General features: G+C 70.9%; 18 protein-coding genes. 8 read left to right on the top strand and 10 right to left on the bottom strand.

Annotated elements, in window-relative coordinates:
• Positions 1-11: 11 nt before the first annotated feature.
• A complete protein-coding gene (locus tag QNO26_RS03740; RefSeq protein ID WP_257525939.1) occupies positions 12-755 on the top strand; it encodes an NUDIX hydrolase in 744 nt (247 codons plus the stop codon).
• A 49-nt stretch (positions 756-804) separates the two neighbouring features.
• On the opposite strand, the gene QNO26_RS03745 is transcribed toward QNO26_RS03740, so the two are convergent.
• Genes QNO26_RS03745 through QNO26_RS03770 form a run of 6 tightly spaced genes read right to left on the bottom strand, consistent with a single transcriptional unit; the run spans position 805 to position 7947 of the window.
• Positions 805-2817 (bottom strand): primary-amine oxidase, encoded by a 2013-nt coding sequence (locus QNO26_RS03745; protein ID WP_257525938.1) that lies wholly within the window; start codon positions 2815-2817, stop codon positions 805-807.
• Between the two features lie 32 nt (positions 2818-2849).
• Positions 2850-4337 carry an aldehyde dehydrogenase gene (locus tag QNO26_RS03750; protein ID WP_257525937.1) on the bottom strand — a complete coding sequence of 496 codons (1488 nt, stop codon included), beginning with the start codon at positions 4335-4337 and terminating at the stop codon, positions 2850-2852.
• Positions 4321-5517 (bottom strand): amidohydrolase, encoded by a 1197-nt coding sequence (locus tag QNO26_RS03755; protein WP_257525936.1) that lies wholly within the window; start codon positions 5515-5517, stop codon positions 4321-4323. The genes QNO26_RS03750 and QNO26_RS03755 overlap by 17 nt, the downstream gene beginning before the upstream one ends.
• Positions 5514-6185, bottom strand: a complete 672-nt coding sequence (locus QNO26_RS03760; protein WP_257525934.1) for a DUF1028 domain-containing protein — start codon at positions 6183-6185, stop codon at positions 5514-5516. Before QNO26_RS03760 ends, QNO26_RS03755 begins: the two co-directional genes overlap by 4 nt.
• Complete coding sequence (locus QNO26_RS03765; RefSeq protein WP_257525933.1) at positions 6182-6622, bottom strand: RidA family protein; 441 nt, start codon at positions 6620-6622, stop codon at positions 6182-6184. Before QNO26_RS03765 ends, QNO26_RS03760 begins: the two co-directional genes overlap by 4 nt.
• Positions 6619-7947 carry a flavin-containing monooxygenase gene (locus QNO26_RS03770; protein ID WP_257525932.1) on the bottom strand — a complete coding sequence of 443 codons (1329 nt, stop codon included), beginning with the start codon at positions 7945-7947 and terminating at the stop codon, positions 6619-6621. The genes QNO26_RS03765 and QNO26_RS03770 overlap by 4 nt, the downstream gene beginning before the upstream one ends.
• A gap of 235 nt (positions 7948-8182) precedes the next feature.
• Between QNO26_RS03770 and QNO26_RS03775 the strand changes: the two genes are divergently transcribed.
• Positions 8183-9136, top strand: coding sequence for a LysR substrate-binding domain-containing protein (locus QNO26_RS03775; RefSeq protein WP_257525931.1), 954 nt, complete (start codon positions 8183-8185; stop codon positions 9134-9136).
• On the opposite strand, the gene QNO26_RS03780 is transcribed toward QNO26_RS03775, so the two are convergent.
• Entirely contained in the window at positions 9121-10755 is a 1635-nt protein-coding gene (locus QNO26_RS03780; RefSeq protein ID WP_257525930.1) for an amidohydrolase, read from the bottom strand. The two genes, QNO26_RS03775 and QNO26_RS03780, sit on opposite strands and share 16 nt — an antisense overlap.
• 206 nt (positions 10756-10961) lie before the next feature.
• On the opposite strand from QNO26_RS03780, the gene QNO26_RS03785 reads away from it, so the two are divergent.
• From QNO26_RS03785 to QNO26_RS03800, 4 genes are read left to right on the top strand one after another with little or no spacing between them, the layout of a single operon-like run.
• The gene (locus QNO26_RS03785; RefSeq protein WP_257525929.1) at positions 10962-11960 is read left to right on the top strand and encodes an ABC transporter substrate-binding protein; all 999 of its coding nucleotides are present in this window, start codon (positions 10962-10964) and stop codon (positions 11958-11960) included.
• Between the two features lie 29 nt (positions 11961-11989).
• The gene (locus QNO26_RS03790; protein ID WP_257525928.1) at positions 11990-12826 is read left to right on the top strand and encodes an ABC transporter permease; all 837 of its coding nucleotides are present in this window, start codon (positions 11990-11992) and stop codon (positions 12824-12826) included.
• Positions 12826-13596, top strand: a complete 771-nt coding sequence (locus tag QNO26_RS03795) for an ABC transporter ATP-binding protein (protein ID WP_257525927.1) — start codon at positions 12826-12828, stop codon at positions 13594-13596. The genes QNO26_RS03790 and QNO26_RS03795 overlap by 1 nt, the downstream gene beginning before the upstream one ends.
• Before the next feature lie 18 nt (positions 13597-13614).
• Entirely contained in the window at positions 13615-15225 is a 1611-nt protein-coding gene (locus QNO26_RS03800; protein WP_257525988.1) for a GMC family oxidoreductase, read from the top strand.
• Here the strand turns inward: QNO26_RS03800 and QNO26_RS03805 are convergent.
• Positions 15156-15779 carry an LON peptidase substrate-binding domain-containing protein gene (locus tag QNO26_RS03805; RefSeq protein WP_257525926.1) on the bottom strand — a complete coding sequence of 208 codons (624 nt, stop codon included), beginning with the start codon at positions 15777-15779 and terminating at the stop codon, positions 15156-15158. The two genes, QNO26_RS03800 and QNO26_RS03805, sit on opposite strands and share 70 nt — an antisense overlap.
• Positions 15780-15852: 73 nt before the next feature.
• Between QNO26_RS03805 and QNO26_RS03810 the strand changes: the two genes are divergently transcribed.
• A complete protein-coding gene (locus tag QNO26_RS03810; protein ID WP_257525923.1) occupies positions 15853-16350 on the top strand; it encodes a DUF427 domain-containing protein in 498 nt (165 codons plus the stop codon).
• A gap of 132 nt (positions 16351-16482) precedes the next feature.
• A complete protein-coding gene (locus tag QNO26_RS03815) occupies positions 16483-16881 on the top strand; it encodes a PIN domain-containing protein (protein ID WP_257515828.1) in 399 nt (132 codons plus the stop codon).
• Between the two features lie 19 nt (positions 16882-16900).
• Here QNO26_RS03815 and QNO26_RS03820 read toward each other — a convergent pair whose 3' ends face one another.
• Both QNO26_RS03820 and QNO26_RS03825 read right to left on the bottom strand, forming a co-directional pair.
• Entirely contained in the window at positions 16901-17431 is a 531-nt protein-coding gene (locus QNO26_RS03820; protein WP_257525922.1) for a DUF1697 domain-containing protein, read from the bottom strand.
• A 93-nt stretch (positions 17432-17524) separates the two neighbouring features.
• Positions 17525-18037 carry an O-acetyl-ADP-ribose deacetylase gene (locus QNO26_RS03825; RefSeq protein ID WP_257525921.1) on the bottom strand — a complete coding sequence of 171 codons (513 nt, stop codon included), beginning with the start codon at positions 18035-18037 and terminating at the stop codon, positions 17525-17527.
• Positions 18038-18085: the final 48 nt, after the last annotated feature.

Consider the following 18085-nt stretch of genomic DNA (forward strand, 5'->3'; position numbering starts at 1 on the left):
AGCCTGAACGGATGCCAGCTTCGGATGCCCCTCGGACCGCGCGGGCGCAGCTGGCCGCGCTGGCCGACGCCGTGGAACGCCGCCGGCGCAGCGAGCCGGGCGTGACACCCTCGTTCGGACCGCTGATCGACCTGCCCGTCGCACCCGGCTCGCGTCCCGCGGCGGTGCTCATCCTCTTCGGCGTGCTGGATGCCACGCCCAGCGGGCGCCCCGCCGCCGACACAGCCGTCTCGCGCGACCTCGACGTGCTGCTTCTCGCGCGGGCGGCGACCCTGCGCTCGCACCCCGGACAGGTGGCGTTCCCCGGCGGGCGGGTGGATCCCGGCGACGACGGACCCATCGCCGCGGCGCTGCGCGAGGCGCAGGAGGAGACGGGTCTCGACCCCTCCGGTGTGGAGGTGCTCGGGGCCCTCGAAACAATCCCGCTGGCGTTCTCGCGGCACCTCGTCACTCCGGTGCTCGGGTGGTGGCGGCATCCGTCGCGCGTGCGCGTCGTGGACGAAGGCGAGTCCGCGGCGGTCTTCCGTGCGCCCGTGGCCGACTTGCTGAATCCGGCCAACCGCGGCGTCACCGTGCTTCGCGACGGCGCACGCGAGATGCGCGGACCGGCCTTCTCCGTCGGAGAGGGGCCGGGGGCCCACCTCGTGTGGGGATTCACCGCGATGGTGCTCGACGTGCTGTTCGATCGGCTCGGCTGGACCGAGCCGTGGGATGCCACCCGCGAGATGCCGCTGGAGCTGCCGCCCGATCGGTGACCGACGGCCGGCGTGGCGGATCAGCCGATGTCGTCGGAGGGAGGGCGCGTCAGCAGCGGCAGGCCGGTGCATCCTCTTGCGTCTGGGCTGCGCGGTGTTCCGCTGTGCCGTGCGAGGGCACCCCGTCGGTCGCGCAACATCCGGCGCTGTCTCCGGTCACGTCCGCGTGCGCGCGCATCGGGGCCGGAACGTCCAGTGTCGGGTTTCGGTCGAAGAAGCCGTGCGGCACCAGGCTGAAGCCGGCGCTGTCCACGGGCATGATCGGCCAGTCTTCCGTTCGCGGGAAGTGCGTCAGCCCGAACGTGTGCCACAGCACGAGGTCCTGACCGTCGATGTCGGCATCCCGCTCGATCCACCGATCGATCGTGCCGAAGCCATCGTTCTGGTTCACCAGTTCGCCGGACGGGAAGCGCTCGTCGGGGGAGTACCGCGTCACCCACAGATCGTGCGTCGTGAAGGCCGCGCGCCGGGCGATGGACGATGAGGGATCGGCGAGGAGGCTCGGCTGCCCCTCGGCCCGCAGAATGTAGCCCACCGGCTTGCCGACGATGTTGGTGACCTCCGGGTTCACCACGTGCCACACGCGGCCGCGCTTGCCGTCGGCATCCCGCACGCCCACCCGTTCGGTGCGGAGCCGCGTGGTCGAGAGGGTGAAGGCGTTGCCGTAGGGGTTCGCCTCGCCCACCGGCACGCGCTGCGCCTCCAGCTCGTCGACGGCGTTGTTCACGCCATCGACCATCATGTCGAGTCGGGCGGAGAAGAGGTGCTGGTGATACGGCGCTCCGATTCCCGGCGCGATCTGGGACGCCCACGGGTAGTCACTGCCATCCGGCTGGGTACCGGGGTAGGCCGAGGCGAACACCACGCCGGTCGCCTTGCATTCCAGCTCGATGCGGCCGTCGAGGTAGAGGTGCCAGTAGAACCCGTAGTCGTAGTTCCCGACGGTGATGAAGGACGAGATGACCAAGCGCCGGTTTCGGCGGACATCGCCCGAACGGTAGTACTCGTCGGTGTGCTTCCAGAGGATGGAGGCGTCCTCCTCGTGCATGCAGATGGCGTTGCGGATCGTGCGCGGCATGCCGTCGGTCGCGGCGATCGTCGCGTCGAAGTAATGGATCTCGCCGAGGCAGTCGCAGCCGAGCTCCAGCGAGTTCGCGCACTTGCCCAGCGAATACTCCCCGGCATCGAAGTAGTTCTGCCAGAACCGCACGGGGCTCGGGTCGCCGTAGGGCACGACCATCTCCGCGATCGACGCGCGATAGAGGATCGGCCGCAGTCGCTCGCCGTCGGTGAAGGACAGCTCGTGCAGCGTCAGCCCTTCCACCTGGTTGAATCCGATGCGGAAACGCCACTTCTCCCACTCCACGATGTCCCCGTCGACAGTGAAGCTGGGGCCCTCCGGCTGGGTGATCACGATCGGTTTCTGCGTCGTCCGCGGCGCCGGCAATTCAGCCGGCAGATGGAAGTTGTGGCGCTCCTGCGGCACGTCGAAGTGCCGATCTTCGATCAGCCGCATCATCTCGCCGGTGATCAGATCGACGTACGCCACCACCCCGTCGATCGGGTGGGCCCAGGCGTTGTCGTCCTCGTCGAGCTGCAGGAACGACAGGCACCGCACGATGCGCCGGCCGTCCTCGTCGGGCAGCCCGAAGCGACCAGCCGACAGGGCGGAGATGCGCACCAGAGAGACATCCTCGATGCCCCGTCGGGCCATCGCCGCGACCCACTGAGGCTCCGCGCGCAGCAGGTGCTCGACGCGCTCGAACTCGTCCTCGACGATCGGCGGCTGACCCTCCGCGATCACGTCGACCTCCCGCTGCCCGACCACTGCGCGCGCGACGAGATCGACCGTCACCTCGTGCACCGCTCCGGTGACGCGATCCATTACGACGTTCCCGACACGACGGTCGTGCGCGCTGCCCTCGAGCACGGCGGCCTTGTCCGGCTCGATGAGGTTCACGAGCATGAACGCGGTCGTGGCGTCGTCGAAGCCGGCGCCGAGGACGATGTCGCGGTTGGCCTGGATCTCGGAAGAGGTGAGTCGGTCGAGCGGGTGGGACATGGGGGCTCCGAGGGGTGAGGGGCGGCAGGGGGTCAGCGGCCGGCGAACCAGGTCGTCTTGAGGGAGGTGAACTTGTCGAGGGCGTGCAGGGAGAGATCGCGGCCGAACCCGGATTGCTTGACGCCCCCGAACGGGGTGGTCACATCCAGGGCGTCCACGGTGTTGACCGAGACGGTGCCCACGCGCAGCGCCCGGGATACCCGGAGGGCGCGATGGATGTCGTCGGTGAACACGGATGCCGCGAGTCCATATTCGCTGTCGTTGGCCAGTCGCACGGCCTCGTCCTCGTCGTCGAACACGGAGACGGCCAGGACAGGGCCGAAAATCTCCTCGCGCCACAGCGCGCTGTCCACGGGCGTGTCGGCGAACACGGTCGGCGCCAGGAAGAACCCGCCGGAGTCGGCGTGCAGCTGCTCTCCGCCGGTGACCAGGCGTGCGTCCTCCTTCGCGGCGGCCACGTGGGCGAGCACCCTCGACAGCTGACCGGCGCTGACGAGCGGGCCCATCGCGCTCGCGGGATCCATCGGATCCCCCACGGCGAGGGCCTGTGCGCGGGCGGCGATGCGCTCGATGAGCGCGTCGGCGATCGATCGGTGCACCAGCAGTCGGGAGTTGGCCGAGCACACCTGTCCGCTGCACGAGAAGATCCCCGCCACGGCGCGATCCGCGACCAGGTCGAGGTCGGCGGCATCGGGGAAGACGATGTTGGCGCTCTTGCCGCCGCACTCCAGCCAGACCGCCTTCATGTTCGAGCGGCCGGCGTACTCGAGGAAGAGCTTCCCGACCGTCGTCGAGCCGGTGAAGGCGATCACGTCGACATCGGGGTGCAGCCCCAAGGCCTGCCCGGCTTCCGTGCCGTGCCCGGGCACCACGTTGAGGACGCCCGCGGGCAGCCCGGCCGCGACGGCGAGTTCCGCAAGGCGCAGGGCTGACAGAGGCGATTCCTCGGCCGGCTTCAGGATGACGCTGTTCCCCGCAGCCAGCGCAGGTGCCAGCTTCCAGATCGCCATCTCGAGCGGGTAGTTCCACGGCACGACTGCGCCCACGACGCCCACCGGCTCCCGGGTCACGATCGCCAGGTCGGGAGCCGCCACCGGTGCGACCTCGCCGTACAGCTTGTCGATCGCCTCCGCGTACCACTGCAGGATGGCGGCGCTGCCCGGCACGTCGATCGTGGAGGTGTCGGAGATCAGCTTGCCGCCGTCGAGGGTGTCGAGTACGGCGAGGTCATCGCCCGCCGCGCGGATCGCGTCGGCCAGGGCCAGCAGAACCGTCTTGCGCTCTGCGGGGGACGCCTGCGACCATGCCCCGTCGTCGAATGCCCGTCGAGCGGAGACCACGGCGCGATCGACATCGGCCGCGCGACACCGGGCCACCCTGGCCAGAACCTGTCCGGTGGCGGGATTCACCGTGTCGAAGGTGCCGCCGTCGGCGGCGTCGACGAAGACGCCGTCGATGAACGCCTGCGTGCGGAAGGGGACGGTCTCGGCCAGCGCGGACCACTCAGCGTGTGTGGGCATGGGTGTGCTCCTTTTCGGGACAGGGCAGGGGGGAGTCGTGGTGCCGGGCGGCGTCGATGACGGTCTGTGCCATCAGGATCGCACCCTCGACGGCGGCCTCCTCCGCGGCGGGGGTGCCGGCGGCGTCGGCGAACGCCTCCTGGTGATTGACGGCGGGGAGGGACCCGATGGAGAGGTAGGGGTGGATGGCCCGGACCACCCGCGACACGTTGCCCATGTCGGTCGACGCGGTGTTCATCCCGCCCGGCCGCACCTCGTCGAGATCCATGTCGCGGCCGCGGGCGGCGGCGTTGCGGGCGAAGGCCGCGACGAGGTCCTCGTCGTTGTGGAACTCCGAGTACCGATGGCTCGTCTCCTGGAGGTCCACCGTGCACCCCGTCGCGAGGGCGCCGGCCTCGAAGCACGCCATCACGCGGGGGTAGACCTCCTCGAGCTCCTCGAGCGTCGCGGCCCGCACGTACCAGCTGCCCAGCGCCGACCCCGGGATCGCGTTGGGGGCGCTGCCGGCCTCCCGCACGATGCCGTGGACGCGGACGCTCGGCGGAAGCTGCTGACGCAGAAGGCCGATGGCGACCTGGGCGACAGTGAAGGCATCGGCGGCGTTGATGCCCAGCGTCGGGTAGGCGGCGGCGTGCGTCTCGCGGCCGCGGTACGCGACGTCGAGGTGCGCCACGGCCAGCGGGCGGGCATAGACCGAGTCCGCCGGCCCGGGGTGCACCATCATGGCGATGTCCACGCCGTCGAACACGCCGGCCTCGAGCAGCATCACCTTGCCGCCGCCGCCCTCCTCCGCCGGGGCGCCGACCACGGTGAGCGTGAGCCCGAGCTCGTCCGCGAGCGGCGCCAGCGCGGATGCCGCGCCGACGGCGGCCGCGGCGATCACGTTGTGACCGCATGCGTGACCGAGTCCGGCGAGCGCGTCGTACTCGGCCACGATCGCCACGTGCAGCGAACCCGTCCCGGTCGTCGCGGTGAAGGCCGTCGGCAGGCCGCCCGCACCGCGGCTCACGGTCATGCCGAGCTCCGCCAGCGCGTCCGTCAGCAGGGCGGCAGCCCGGTGCTCGTCGAACGCGGTCTCGGGGTCGGCATGGAGCGCGCGGCTGATGCCGACGACGAGTCCGCGACGGTCCTCCACCGCGTCGGCCGCCCACCGTTTGAGCTCCACCGCTGACGTGCTCATTCGTCGCCCGGCACGCCGTACGACGGTGCCGCCGAGGGATCGATCGCGCGGATGAGGTAGTCGCTCTTCTGGGGGAGCCAGAGGCCGACGAGGCGGCGCAGCTCCGCCACCGGCTCGGCGTGGTCGTCCACCCGCAGGTCGGTCACCCGCCACGAGGCCGCATCCGACACGACGGCCAGTCCGGCCGAACGCAGCGGTCCGGCCTCGCCGCCGGCGGCCTGCGCCGCTTCGAGCCCGGCCAGCAGCCGCTCCTCGAACGACCCGGCCGCGGCGGTGAACCCGGCCACCATCTGCTCGAGCACGTCGTCGCCCGCGAGCATGTTGCCGGCGGCGACGCATCCCTCGCCCAGCCGGTGCCCGTGGATGCCGAGCGCACGCGACCCCGAGTGCACGGCGACGCGCCCAGCGGCATCCACCACGGTCAGCTGCCGGTAGTCGCCGTGGGTGTCGGACGCGAGGGCCGCAGTGAGCGCATCGGAGGCGGGCGCACCGTCGGCGAGCGCACGCAGCGCCGCCGGGCCGAGGGCCGGGTTCGTGACGTTCTGCGACGCGACAGCGCCCACCCCCGAAGCCAGGTGCAGGCAGCGTGAAGCGACGGCGGGGCTCGAGGAGGCGATCACCATGCCGAACGCGCCGTCGGCGTCGCGGGCTGCGAGCGAGAGCGTCACAGCGTCACCGTGTGGTCGTCGGCCGGGTCGCTGATCACGGCGGTCGCGTCGATCTCGACGAGCCACTCCGGACGGGCGAGGGCTTCGACGACCAGGCCCGTCGAGACGGGGTGGACGCCCTTGAGCCAGCGGCCCATCGTGCGGTACACCGTCTCCCGGTAGCGGATGTCCGTGAGGTACACGACGACCTTCACGATGTCCTCCAGCCGGGACCCGGCCTCGCGCAGCAGCAGGTCGATATTGGCCATCGCCTTCTCGGTCTGAGCTTCGACGTCGCCGATGCCCACGCTCTCGCGAGTGTCGAGGTCCTGTCCGATCTGACCGCGCAGGTAAACGACGCCCCCGGCCACAACGGCCTGGCACAGGTCGTTGTCGAGGTCCTGCTCGGGGTAGGTGACCTTCGTGTTGAACGGGCGGATGCGGGTGTGAGCGGTCATCGCGTGATCTCCATCTCTGCGGCGGCGGATTCCAGGGGCACGGCAGCCGCCGTGGCGGGGGCGGCGTCGTGGCCGGCGTCGGGTCCGGGGTACGCGAGGTAGCTGCGCTGGATCTGGATGTGATCGCACACGTGCTTGGCGTCGTGCCAGACGCCCCAGATGAAGCTGGAGCCGCGGCGCGACTGCCACGGCAGCCCGAGGAAGTAGACGCCGGCCTCGCGGGAGACGCCGCGACGGTGAGCGGGCCTGCCGTCGGCATCCAGCGCGCCCTCCGGCAGCCAGCTGTAGTCGGCCGCGAAGCCGGTCGCCCACACCACGGCCGAGATCCCGGCGCACTCGAGATCCAGGTCCTCGAGGGGATGGGTGACGCAGGACGGATCGGAGCCGATGACGCGGGCCTCGGGCTCCTCCGGCAGGTCCAGCCCGTTGCGTGCGATGTACGCATCGGCCTCGTCGAGCAGGGCGAGGTACGACGCGTCGCCGGCGGCGATGTTGGCGGCCAGATCCGGCGCGAAGGTCACCAGCCCGTCCTGGTGGGCGATGGTGCGCCCCACGAGGGTGACGCCGTCGTCGGCCAGGCGACGGAAGTCGACGGTGTGCCCGCCGTCGGCGCCGGAGACGGCGATCGTGACGTGCTTGGCGCCCTGCGGCGGGGTCGCCGCGTCCCACTTGTCCAGGACGCCGAGCCACCACACGAAGTCGCGGCCGCGGTAGCTGCGGGGCGGCCGGTCGTGAGGGCCCACCGACAGATACGTGGGCCGACCGGATCGCTGCAGCTCTGCGGCGATCTGCACACCCGACGAGCCGGCGCCGACCACCAGGACCGCTCCGGGGGGAAGCTGCGCGGGGTTGCGGTAGGCGCTCGAGTGCAACTGCACGACAGCGGGATTCTCGGGGATGAGGGCGGGGATGACCGGCTGCTGGAACGCGCCGGTCGCCGCCACGACGTAGCGTGCCTCGACGGTCCCCGCCGAGGTCTCGACCCGGAAGCCCGGCTGTCCGGTGAGCCTGCGCACCGCCCGCACCTCCACCCCGCACTGGATGGGGGCGTCGAACCGGGCCGCGTACTCGGTGAAGTAGTCGGCGACCTGGTCCTTGGTCGCGAACGCGTCGGGGGCGAGCCCGGCGAAGCTCAGGCCCGGGAAGCGGTCGTGCCACACTGGCCCGTTGGTCACCAGGGAGTCCCAGCGCTCCGAGCGCCACCGCTCCGCGATGCGGCCGCGCTCGAGGACGATGTGGGTCACTCCGGCGCGAGTGAGGTGCTCGCTCATCGCCACGCCGGCCTGCCCGGCCCCGACGACGACGACCTCCACGTTCTCGATCACCGCGCGCACCCCCGTTCGCGAGTGGGGAGCAGCGGGAGAGGACGGGTTGCGACGGGGCCGCGATCCGGGACGAGCGCCATGGTGGGGAGCCTTCGGTGGGAGCAACGGGGGACGGTATGAGTTTGGGAACAGCGGTTCCGGCAAAGCAAATAGCCCGGCGCGCGCTTTTGCATCTAGTATTCGTATGCAAAGGCTTGGCAATATCGCTGAAACCTATCGGAAATACGAGGTCCCCATGCGACAGCCCGCTCGAGCAGACGTCTCCCTGACCCAGCTCCGCTACTTCGTCGCCGCCGCTGAGCTCGGCAGCATGACGTGGGCGGCAGACGAGCTGTTCGTCGCCCAGTCCGCGGTGTCGACATCGATCGCGAACCTCGAGGCCGCGGTCGGGGTGCAGCTGCTGATCCGTCGCAGGGCGAAAGGGCTGCAGCTGACGCCGCAGGGCGCGCAGTTCCTGCAGCGGGCGCGCGGCATCCTCGCCGCCGTCGACGACGCCGTGATGGCGCTCAAACCGGAGAACACCGCCGGGCGCATCGTCATCGGCTGCTTCCAGACCCTCGCGCCGTTCTACCTGCCGCCGATCATCAGCGGCCTCGAGGACGCCTACCCCGAGTTGCAGGTGGACGTGTCGGAGCTCACCGCAGACCGCATCGAGGAGGCGCTGCTGGACCAGTCCATCGAGATCGCGCTCACGTACGACCTCGGCCTCGGACCCGACATCGACCGTGAGGTGCTCTCGCAGGTCCCGCTGTACGCCGCCGTGAGCAGCGACCATCCGCTCGCCGGGCAGGAGACGGTCAGCCTCTCGCAGCTCGTCGACGAGCCCATGGTGCTGCTGGACCTTCCGGCCAGCCGCGACTACTTCCTGCAGGCCTTCGCCGATCAGGGCCTGCGACCGTCGGTGCGCTACCGGTTCACCAATTTCGAGGCGGTGCGAGCCATGGTCGCCAGCGGCCACGGCTTCACGCTGCTCAACCAGCAGCCCAAGCTCGGGCACACGTACGCCGGCACGGAGCTGCACCGGCTCGGCATCCGCGAGTCCACGCGTCCGCTGGACCTCGTGCTGGCGCGCCGCAGCGCCGGGACCCGTGTGACCCGCAAGGCCGAGATCTTCGCCGAGGAATGCAGGCGGGCGGTGGCGGCGCTTGCGGGCCCGCCCGTCGACGTGGCCGCTCAGTCGGCGCGGTAGACGAGCTTCCCGCCCACGACGGTGCGCATGACGGCCGCCGAGCCGAGCTCGTCGACGTGGCGCAGGTCGCGGTCGACCCAGACGAGATCGGCCGCCGCGCCCACACGCAGCGTGCCGGTCTCGCCGTCGAGCCGATTGATGAACGCCGCCTCGGCGAGGTAGGCGTCGAGCGCGACGCCCAGCGGGATCGCCTCGTCCGGCAGCAGCGGCACCGTGAGCACCTCGTTTCCGATCGCGTGGGGGTCCTCCGCGACGCCCGTGCGGGTCACGGCGGTCTTGACCGCCCACAGCGGATCGGGCGCGGTGACCGGCCAGTCGCTGCCGCCGACGATGCGGGCGCCGTGGCGCCGCAGCGTGCCGAAGGGGAAGTGGTGCCCCGCCCGGTCGTCGCCCAGCAGCGGGAGCTTGCGGGTGATGATCTCCTTGTCCCTGCGCGCCCACAGTGCGGTGACGTTCGCCGTGGCGTCGAGCTCGCGGAAGCGCGGTGCATCCGACGGGTGCACCAGGTCGAGGTGTGCGATGTGGTGGCGGTTGCCGGACCGCCCGTTGTGCAGCCGCGCCGCCTCCAGCGCGTCCAGCGCGTCGCGCACAGCGGCGTCGCCGACGGCGTGGAAGTGGATCTGGAACCCGGCTGCGTCGAGGGCGACCGTCAGCGCGGCCAGCGCGGCCGGCTCGATGAAGCGGATGCCGCGGTCGTCGGGGTGCCCGGTGAAGGGCTCGAGCATGGCGGCGGTGTGGTTCTCGACCATCCCGTCGATCATGACCTTGACGGTGCCGGCGTCCAGCCGTGCGCTCGCGCGCAGGCGTTCGCGGGTCGTGATCAGCTCGGCGATCTGCTCCACGCCGCGCTCGCGATCCCACCACAGCGCGAGGACGACGCGGCCGGTGAGCAAGCCCTCGCGGTCGAGATGCTCGTACACCGGCAGCGCGTCGGGGCCGAGGTCGGAGGGCCCGACGGCGGCATCCTGCCATGCCGTGATCCCGGCGGCGTGGAGCCGCTGCTGCGCGGCGCGGAGGGCGAGGGCGAGCATCGGCAGGTCGGGTTCGGCCAGGAGCGCCGTCACCGGCGCGGTGGCCGCCTCGAGCAGCATGCCCGTCGGCGCCCCGTCGGCGTCGCGGAGAATGCGTCCGCCGACCGGGTCGGGGGTGCCTGCATCGATCCCCGCCGCCCGCAGCGCGGCGGTGTTCACCCACGCGCCGTGCGCGTCATGGCTGTGCAGGACCACCGGGCGGTCCGGCACCACCGCGTCCAGCTCGGCGGCCGTGGGGAAGCCGCCGGGAAAGACGTCGCCGAACCAGCCCCCGCCGCTGAGCACGGGGAGCTCAGGGTGCGCTGCGGCGTAGTCGCCGATGAGACGGAGGTACCCGCCGCGGTCGTGGACGGTGTGCAGATCGATCGAGAGCAGCTGGAGCCCGGCGAGCAGGGGGTGCACATGCGCATCCTGGAACCCCGGCAACAGCGTCCCGCCGGCGAGGTCCACGGTCTCGTCGGCGGCGGGAAGCGGATCGCCCGCTGCGAGCACGGCCGCGATCCGGTCACCGCGGGTGAGGACGGCGCCCTCGCTGAAGCGGCCCTCGCCGAGGTAGAGCAGGCCGTTGGTGTAGAGCGTCGTGTGCATGGGACTCCGATCGGTCGCGGCCGCCGTCGGCGACGGCCCCACCTTCCGGCGCTCATATTTCGCATTTGTTACGTCGATATTGCGCAGGAATTGCATCACAAAAGATGATTTAAACTCTCGCCCACGGCTATTTGCTTGGGCGCTCACGGGGTCACGATGCTGGTCCCACTTCACCCGACGAGCGCCACCCACCGGAAGGACCCCCCATGTCCCGCAGAACCCCCGCCCTCCGTGCAGCAGCAGCCTTGGTGATCGGCGCCGGCCTGTTCGCCACCACCGCCTGCTCCGCCGGCGCCGACGCAGCGTCGGACACCCCCACCGTCGGCATGGGCATCCAGCCGTGGCTGGGCTACGGACCCTGGTACATCGCGCAGGAGAAGGGGTACTTCGAGGAGGCGGGGGTCGACGTCAAGATCACCAACTTCATGAACGACGCCGATATGAGCGCCGCCTTGGCCTCCGACCGCATCCAGGTCGCCAACATGGCGAGCCACTCCGCCCTGCAGCTGGTCGAGCAGGGTCTGGACATCACGATCGTGCTGCTGCTGGACGCCTCGCTGGCCGCGGACGCCATCCTCACCGACGGCTCCGTCACCGAGGTGTCGGAGCTCGCGGGCAAGAGCATCGCGTTCGAGGAGGGATCGGTCAGCAACCTGCTGCTCGGCTACGCGCTCCAGGAGAGCGGACTCAGCCTCGACGACATCTCGCCGGTTCCGATGGACCCGTCCGAGGCGGCGACGGCACTCATCGGCGGCAGCGTGCCCGTGGCCGTGACGTACGAGCCGTACATCTCGGAGGCGCAGAAGGCGAGCGAGGGCTTCGAGACCATCTTCACCGCGGCCGAGAAGGAGGGCCTCATCAGCGACGTGCTCGCGGTGGACAACGACTTCCTCGCCGAGAACCCCGAGGCGGTCCAGCGGATCGTCGACGCGTGGGCGCCGGCGATCTCGTTCTACGAGTCCGACACCGACGAGGCGCGCGCCATCATCGCCGGGAGCGTCGGCAGCGACGTGGACGCCCTCGCCACCGCGTTCGACGGCGTGAAGTTCTTCACCCTCGCGCAGAACAAGACGATGCTCTCCGGTGAATACCTCACCTCCGTGCTGCCCGCCGTGCAGGACGTCGCCGCAGCGATCGGCTTGGTGCAAGGGGGCCTCGACCTGGCATCCCTCATCGACCCGACGTTCGTCGAAGACGCGCCGTGAGCCGCATCGACACCACACGGAGTGCCACGATGACCATCACCCCTGACGCCCCCGCCGCGCGCCGACCACGCGCGGCGGGGCGCGCCCGCCCCGCCACCGGGCCGCTGACCCGCCGGCAGTACCTGACCACGGCGATCGTCGCCTTCATCGTGCTGCTCGCGGCGTGGGCTGCGGTGAGTCTGTCCGGGATCGTCAACCCGCTGTTCCTGCCGTCGCCGTTCGCGGTCGTGGCGAAGCTCGGCGAGCAGGCCGGCAACGGCGAGCTGTGGTCCGACATGGGCATCAGCACCTACCGGGTGATGGTGGGCTTCCTGGCCTCGAGCCTGCTCGCCATCCCGATCGGCGTGCTGTGCGGCGCACTGGTGCGCGTCGAGGCGGCGGTCGAGCCGATCATGGACTTCATCCGCTACATGCCGGTAGTGGCCTTCGTGCCTCTGACGATCCTCTGGGTCGGCACCGACGACATGCAGAAGTTCCTCATCATCTTCCTCGGCACGTTCTTCCAGCAGGTGCTCATGTTCGCCGACGCGGTGCGGCGGGTGCCGGTGTCCTACCGCAATCTCGGGGCGACCCTCGGGCTGTCGTCACGGCAGATCCTCACACGCATCGTCTTCCCTTCCGCGCTGCCGCGCATCTGGGACGCGCTGCGGATCAGCCTGGGGTGGGCATGGACCTGGCTGGTCGTCGCCGAGCTGGTCGCGGCCACGTCGGGCATGGGCTACCGCATCACCCAGGCCCAGCGGTTCCTCGAGACCGATCTCATCATCGGCTACGTCATCGTGCTCGGCCTGCTCGGGCTCGTCTTCGACCAGATCATGCGCGCGCTCGGTCGCCGCTTCTTCCGCTACCTGAAGGGACGGTCGTGATGACCACTCCGGTTCTGCTGCGCACGCCCAAGGTTCAGGTGGAGGGCGTCACCAAGACGTTCGGAGAGGTGCAGGCACTCAGCGACGTCACCCTCACCCTCGGCGACCGCGAGTTCGTCTCCGTCGTCGGCGCATCCGGGTGCGGAAAGAGCACCCTGCTGTCGATCATCGCCGGGCTGGAAGCCCCGACCGCCGGGTCCGCTTCGCTCGGTGGCGAGCTCATCACGGGTCCCGGCCGCGATCGCGGCGTCGTCTTCCAGTCCGCGACTCTGCTGCCCTGGCTCAGCGCGCTGGACAACGTCGTGTTCGCGCTCAAGGGCGAACAGGGGATGAGCCGCCGACAGCGTGTCGACCGCGCCCGTGAGGTGCTGTCGCAGGTGGGACTGACCGGGTTCGAGGACTCCTACCCCGCGCAGCTCTCCGGAGGGATGCAGCAGCGCGTGGCACTGGCGCGCTCGCTGGCCTACGGCCCGGAGGTTCTGCTGATGGACGAGCCGTTCGGGGCGCTCGACGCCCTCACCCGTCGCACGATGCAGGAGCTGCTCACCGAGGTGTGGGAGCTGAACCGCATGACGGTCATGCTCATCACGCACGACATCGAGGAAGCGGTCTTCCTTTCGGATCGCGTCATCGCGATGACGCCGCGCCCGGGGAAGGTCAGCGCGGAGTACGTGATCGATCTGCCGCGTCCGCGCGATGCCGAGGTGATCGGGAGCCCGGAGTTCCACGGGTACTACTCCGAGATCCTCCATCTCATCCACCACGGCTGAGAGCCGGGCGTGGCGACCATGGACGAGCAGCTCTGGGACTACGTCGTCGTCGGCGGCGGCACCGCCGGGTGCATCGTGGCGGCGCGGCTGAGCGAGGACCCCGCCGCGACGGTGTGCCTCGTGGAGGCGGGCCCGAACGACGAGTCCGAGGAGCGAGCTGGCCAGATCCGTCGGTGGGCGGAGATGCTCGAGGGCGAGTACGACCTCGACTATCGCAGCGTGCCGCAGGCGCGCGGGAACTCCTTCATACGACAGGCGCGGCTGCGCATCCTGGGCGGGTGCTCCACGGCGAACACCATGATCAGCTGGCGGCCATTGCGCGGCGACCTGGACGAGTGGGCCGCGGCGGGGGTGGACGGCTGGGGTTACGACCTGATCGCCCCGTACTTCGACCGGCTGGAGGCAGGCATCGTGCCGGTGGACCCGGCCGACCGCAACCCTTACGTCGCAGACGCCGTGCAAGCGGCATCGACCGCACTCGGGCTGACCGCGCGCGAGACCTGGAACGACACCGAGTTCGTCGAGGGCGCCGGTTTCTTCGAGATCGGCTACGAACCGCGCACGAACCTGCGTTCGTCTGCTTCGCGGGCATATCTGCACGGCGTGCAGCGGGCGAACCTCCACCTGCAGCTGGAGTCGGTGGCCGAGACGCTGCTGATCGAGGAAGGCCGCGCGGTGGGGGTGCGCGTGCGCACGCCGCAGGGGACGCGTGAGCTGCGGGCACGGCGGGAGGTCATCGTCTGCTGCGGTGCCATCGATAGCCCGGCGCTGCTGATGCGTTCGGGAATCGGGCCGGCCGCGGTCCTGAAAGAGGCGGGTGTGCCGGTCGTCGTCGATCTCCCCGGCGTCGGCGAGAACCTGCAGGATCATGCCGAGGGGCTGATCGTGTGGGAAGGGCGCACACCGCGCGACGATGTCTCCGCCACGGGCTGGGACGCCGGCTATGTCGTGCGCATCGATCCCGACAGCGCGGTGCCCGATATTTCCACGCATATCCCCCTGCACTCGTGGACGGTGCATGCCGAACGATTCGGCGTGCACATCCCCGCGGACAACGTCTCCTTCGCCCCGAACGTCGCCAAGCCCCGCAGCCGTGGGCGCGTGTGGATCACCAGCGGCGACGTCGATGAGGCACCGAGCATCGACTATCGCTACTTCACCGACCACGAGGGACGCGATGAGCGGATGCTGGTGGAGGGCGTCAAGCTCGCCCGCCGGGTCGCCGCCGAGGCGCCTTTCGCGCAGCACATCGGGCGCGAAGTCTTCCCCGGCGCCCACATCAGCACGGATGAGGAGCTGTCGGCCGTGCTGCGGGCGACGCATCAGACCGTCTACCACGTGTCCTGCACCTGCCCGATGGGCGCGGACGACGACCCCGCCGCCGTACTCGATCATCGACTGCGGGTGCGCGGAGTCGCGGGACTTCGCGTCGTGGACGCGTCGGTGTTCCCCACCATTCCCGCATTGAACCCGGTGGGATCGATCATGGTCGTCGCCGAGCGGGCAGCGGATCTCATCCGTGAGGCGGCATCGGAGAACGCGACGGCCGGCGTGGCGGATCAGCCGATGTCGTCGGCGGGAGGGCGGGTCAGCAGCGGCTCGATGTCGAGGGTCAGGTCGATGATCTGACGCAGCAGGCCCCCCAGCGTCGTGGCCTGCAGCAGGGTGAAGCGGTCCAGCTCACCCAGCGGAGCGATGGCCGCCAGCTGCCATGAGGACTCGACGGGATCGGGGGAGAGCTCCGTCTCGGCATCCCACCGCACGTTCTCGTCGTCGGCTGCGCGGGCGAGCACCCGCCGCACGATGTGCTCGGCTTCGTCGCGCAGCGGCGTGAGCGCGTCGGACCATTCCAGCGGAGGCACCTCTGACACGTCGGCGACGGGATACGGGTCATCCGGCAGCCACCGCTCGACGCGGATGCGCTCCGCGCCGATCGCCACCACCTGCAGGTCGGTGGCGGTGGGGGCGACACGCACCAGGCGCGCGAGGGTGCCGATGTCGCTGCGCTGATCGCCGCCGCCGGCTTCGGGGCCGCGCTCGATGAGCACGACGCCGAACTGCGGGTCCTCCTCGTCGAGGAGCCGGCCGATCAGGGTGAGATAGCGCGGTTCGAAGATGCGCAGCGGCAGCGGGGTGTACGGGAGCAGCACGCTGCCCAGCGGGAACATGGGCATGCCGGTCATGGCGACAGTCAACCACCCGTGCGGGTCACGCAACCCCTCGCGCCGCATCTCACCGCATTCCTACAGTGAGGCCATGACCCACCCGCGTCCCGACCCCATCGGCCCCGGCCAGGAATCCGTCTGGGACTACCCGCGCCCGCCCCGCATCGAGCGTGTCGACACCCCCGTGACGATCGACCTCGGCGGCGTCCGCATCGTCGACACGGCCGACGTCGTGCGGGTGCTCGAGACCAGTCACCCGCCGGTGTACTACCTGCCGATCGCGGCGTTCGCGCCGGGCTCGCTCGTCCCGGCGGAGGGCAGCTCGTACTGCGAGTTCAAGGGTGCGGCTCGCTATCTCGACGTGCGCGGCGGCGACCGCGTCGCGCCGCGCGCCGCCTGGAACTATCCGCATCCCTCGCCCGGCTACGAACTGCTGGCCGACCGCGTCGCGGTGTACGTCGACCCGATGGACCAGTGCGCGGTCGACGGCGAGACGGTGACGCCGCAGCCCGGCCTCTTCTACGGCGGCTGGGTGACGTCGTGGGTACGGGGCCCGTTCAAGGGCGGGCCGGGCTCGATGGGGTGGTGAACCGGGGTGTGGGTGCCGGCCCCCCAGCCGGCACCCGTCGCCGATCCCCCCGAACCGGCATCGCACACGCTAGGGCACCCCTCCGACATCGGCCCCGTGGCCAGCGATGACACCCGGTGGCATCATCGGGCCATGACCCGCTACGCCATCGACGCGCCGACGGCGCTGCGGCTGATCGAGGAGGACGCGGTGCTCGGCCCCGGGCACTCCCTGGTCGCGCCGAGCGTGCTGCGCACGCACGCGCTCTCGCTGCTCTACCAGCAGGTGCGTGCCGGCGCGCTCGAGGAACGCGTCGCCCTCGCGCGGCTCGAACGCCTCGCCGAGCTGAAGATCCGCCTTCTCGGTGACCGCGTCTCCCGCGCCACGGCGTGGAAGCTGGCCCTGCGGCTCGGCTGGCCCGACACACCCCCGGCGGAGTACCTCGCCGTCGCCATGCTGCAGGCGGACCTGCTGGTCACGGACGATCCGCACCTGCGCAGCGGTGCCGAAGACCACGTGGCTCTGGCTCCCTACGAGGCGCTCCTGCGCTGACCCCGGCTGCCCGTCGTGCTCAGTCGGGGGCACCGAAGCGGGCGAGCAGGCGCACGAGCGTCGGCAGCCCGCGGGAGGTCGCGGGCTCGCCGGTCACATCCTCGATCGTGGGGGTGGCATTGCCCTCACCCGCCCGCTCGTTGACGGAGACGACCCAGCCTTCACCGGCATCCACCACCCGGCACCGGCGGTGCGCGGCGACGCGCGCCAACTCTGCATCGTCGGGGTCGATGCGGCCATCGGCGTGGAACGACACCTCTCGCCGCGCGGCATCCGGCTGCTCGGCGTGCGCATCCACGATGCGCGAGATCTCCGACAGCGGCAGCGCGCAGGCATCGCGACGCAGGCCGGTGCGGGCTTCCAACGCACGCACCGCGTCGGCCACCGCGCCGGCGGGATCGTCCGCCCGGAAGACCACGGTGCCGTTGCTCTGGAACGTCACCGCGTCGGGCACGCCCGCATCGGCGAACGCGGCGAGGATGTCCGCCGTGGACGGATGCCCGCGCTGGCCCTGATTGACGTTGCGCAGAAACCCGACCCACTCGTCCACGGTCGCGATGCTACGACGACTCCGCCTCGCTTGTCATGAAACGCTCGCCGAGAGGCGTCGCCGGTGACAGGGGAGGCGAAGGGGGAGTGACGGTCAGCGCGCGACGGCGGCCGCGACGGCATCGGCGACCTGCGCGTAGGTGGCCGGGTCGAACGCCACGATGCGCACCTCTGCCACCGCCGTGTCGGCGGCGGCGAGCGTCTCGACGGCGGCGCCGATGGCATCCGCCTTCGGCCAGGCATACACGCCGGCGCTGATGAGGGGGAACGCCACCGACCGGACGCCCAGCTCGTCTGCCACCTGCAGCGACCCGCGGTAGCACGACACCAGCAGCGAGCGGTCGCGCTCGCCGGCGGCGAAGTTCGGGCCGACGGTGTGGATGACCCACCGCGCCGGCAGGTCGCCGGCGGTCGTCCAGCCGGCATCCCCCGTCGCCAGCCCGTCGGGGAACCGTGCGATGCACTCGCGCAGGATCTCGGGGCCCCCGGCGCGGTGGATCGCGCCGTCGACGCCTCCGCCCCCGCGCATGGCGTTGTTCGCCGCGTTCACGATCGCGTCCACCTGCTGCTCGGTGATGTCCCCGCGCACCGCGATGATCCTCGTCATGACGCCAGTGTCGCCCACCGCGTCGCCGCTTGGCGAGCACCCGTCTGC

This window comes from Microbacterium sp. zg-Y1090 (assembly GCF_030246945.1).
In the GTDB taxonomy this organism is placed as follows: Bacteria; Actinomycetota; Actinomycetes; order Actinomycetales; family Microbacteriaceae; genus Microbacterium; species Microbacterium wangruii.

What these genes read in the sequence shown, in the direction of transcription:
- QNO26_RS03775 (WP_257525931.1), top strand. Translation starts at nt 8,183, where the DNA reads ATGCGACAGCCCGCTCGAGCAGACGTCTCCCTGACCCAGCTCCGCTAC.
- QNO26_RS03765 (WP_257525933.1), bottom strand. Translation starts at nt 6,622, where the DNA reads ATGACCGCTCACACCCGCATCCGCCCGTTCAACACGAAGGTCACCTAC.
- QNO26_RS03750 (WP_257525937.1), bottom strand. Translation starts at nt 4,337, where the DNA reads ATGCCCACACACGCTGAGTGGTCCGCGCTGGCCGAGACCGTCCCCTTC.
- QNO26_RS03790 (WP_257525928.1), top strand. Translation starts at nt 11,990, where the DNA reads ATGACCATCACCCCTGACGCCCCCGCCGCGCGCCGACCACGCGCGGCG.
- QNO26_RS03780 (WP_257525930.1), bottom strand. Translation starts at nt 10,755, where the DNA reads ATGCACACGACGCTCTACACCAACGGCCTGCTCTACCTCGGCGAGGGC.
- QNO26_RS03805 (WP_257525926.1), bottom strand. Translation starts at nt 15,779, where the DNA reads ATGACCGGCATGCCCATGTTCCCGCTGGGCAGCGTGCTGCTCCCGTAC.
- QNO26_RS03815 (WP_257515828.1), top strand. Translation starts at nt 16,483, where the DNA reads ATGACCCGCTACGCCATCGACGCGCCGACGGCGCTGCGGCTGATCGAG.
- QNO26_RS03755 (WP_257525936.1), bottom strand. Translation starts at nt 5,517, where the DNA reads ATGAGCACGTCAGCGGTGGAGCTCAAACGGTGGGCGGCCGACGCGGTG.
- QNO26_RS03785 (WP_257525929.1), top strand. Translation starts at nt 10,962, where the DNA reads ATGTCCCGCAGAACCCCCGCCCTCCGTGCAGCAGCAGCCTTGGTGATC.
- QNO26_RS03745 (WP_257525938.1), bottom strand. Translation starts at nt 2,817, where the DNA reads ATGTCCCACCCGCTCGACCGACTCACCTCTTCCGAGATCCAGGCCAAC.
- QNO26_RS03740 (WP_257525939.1), top strand. Translation starts at nt 12, where the DNA reads ATGCCAGCTTCGGATGCCCCTCGGACCGCGCGGGCGCAGCTGGCCGCG.
- QNO26_RS03825 (WP_257525921.1), bottom strand. Translation starts at nt 18,037, where the DNA reads ATGACGAGGATCATCGCGGTGCGCGGGGACATCACCGAGCAGCAGGTG.
- QNO26_RS03810 (WP_257525923.1), top strand. Translation starts at nt 15,853, where the DNA reads ATGACCCACCCGCGTCCCGACCCCATCGGCCCCGGCCAGGAATCCGTC.
- QNO26_RS03800 (WP_257525988.1), top strand. Translation starts at nt 13,615, where the DNA reads ATGGACGAGCAGCTCTGGGACTACGTCGTCGTCGGCGGCGGCACCGCC.
- QNO26_RS03795 (WP_257525927.1), top strand. Translation starts at nt 12,826, where the DNA reads ATGACCACTCCGGTTCTGCTGCGCACGCCCAAGGTTCAGGTGGAGGGC.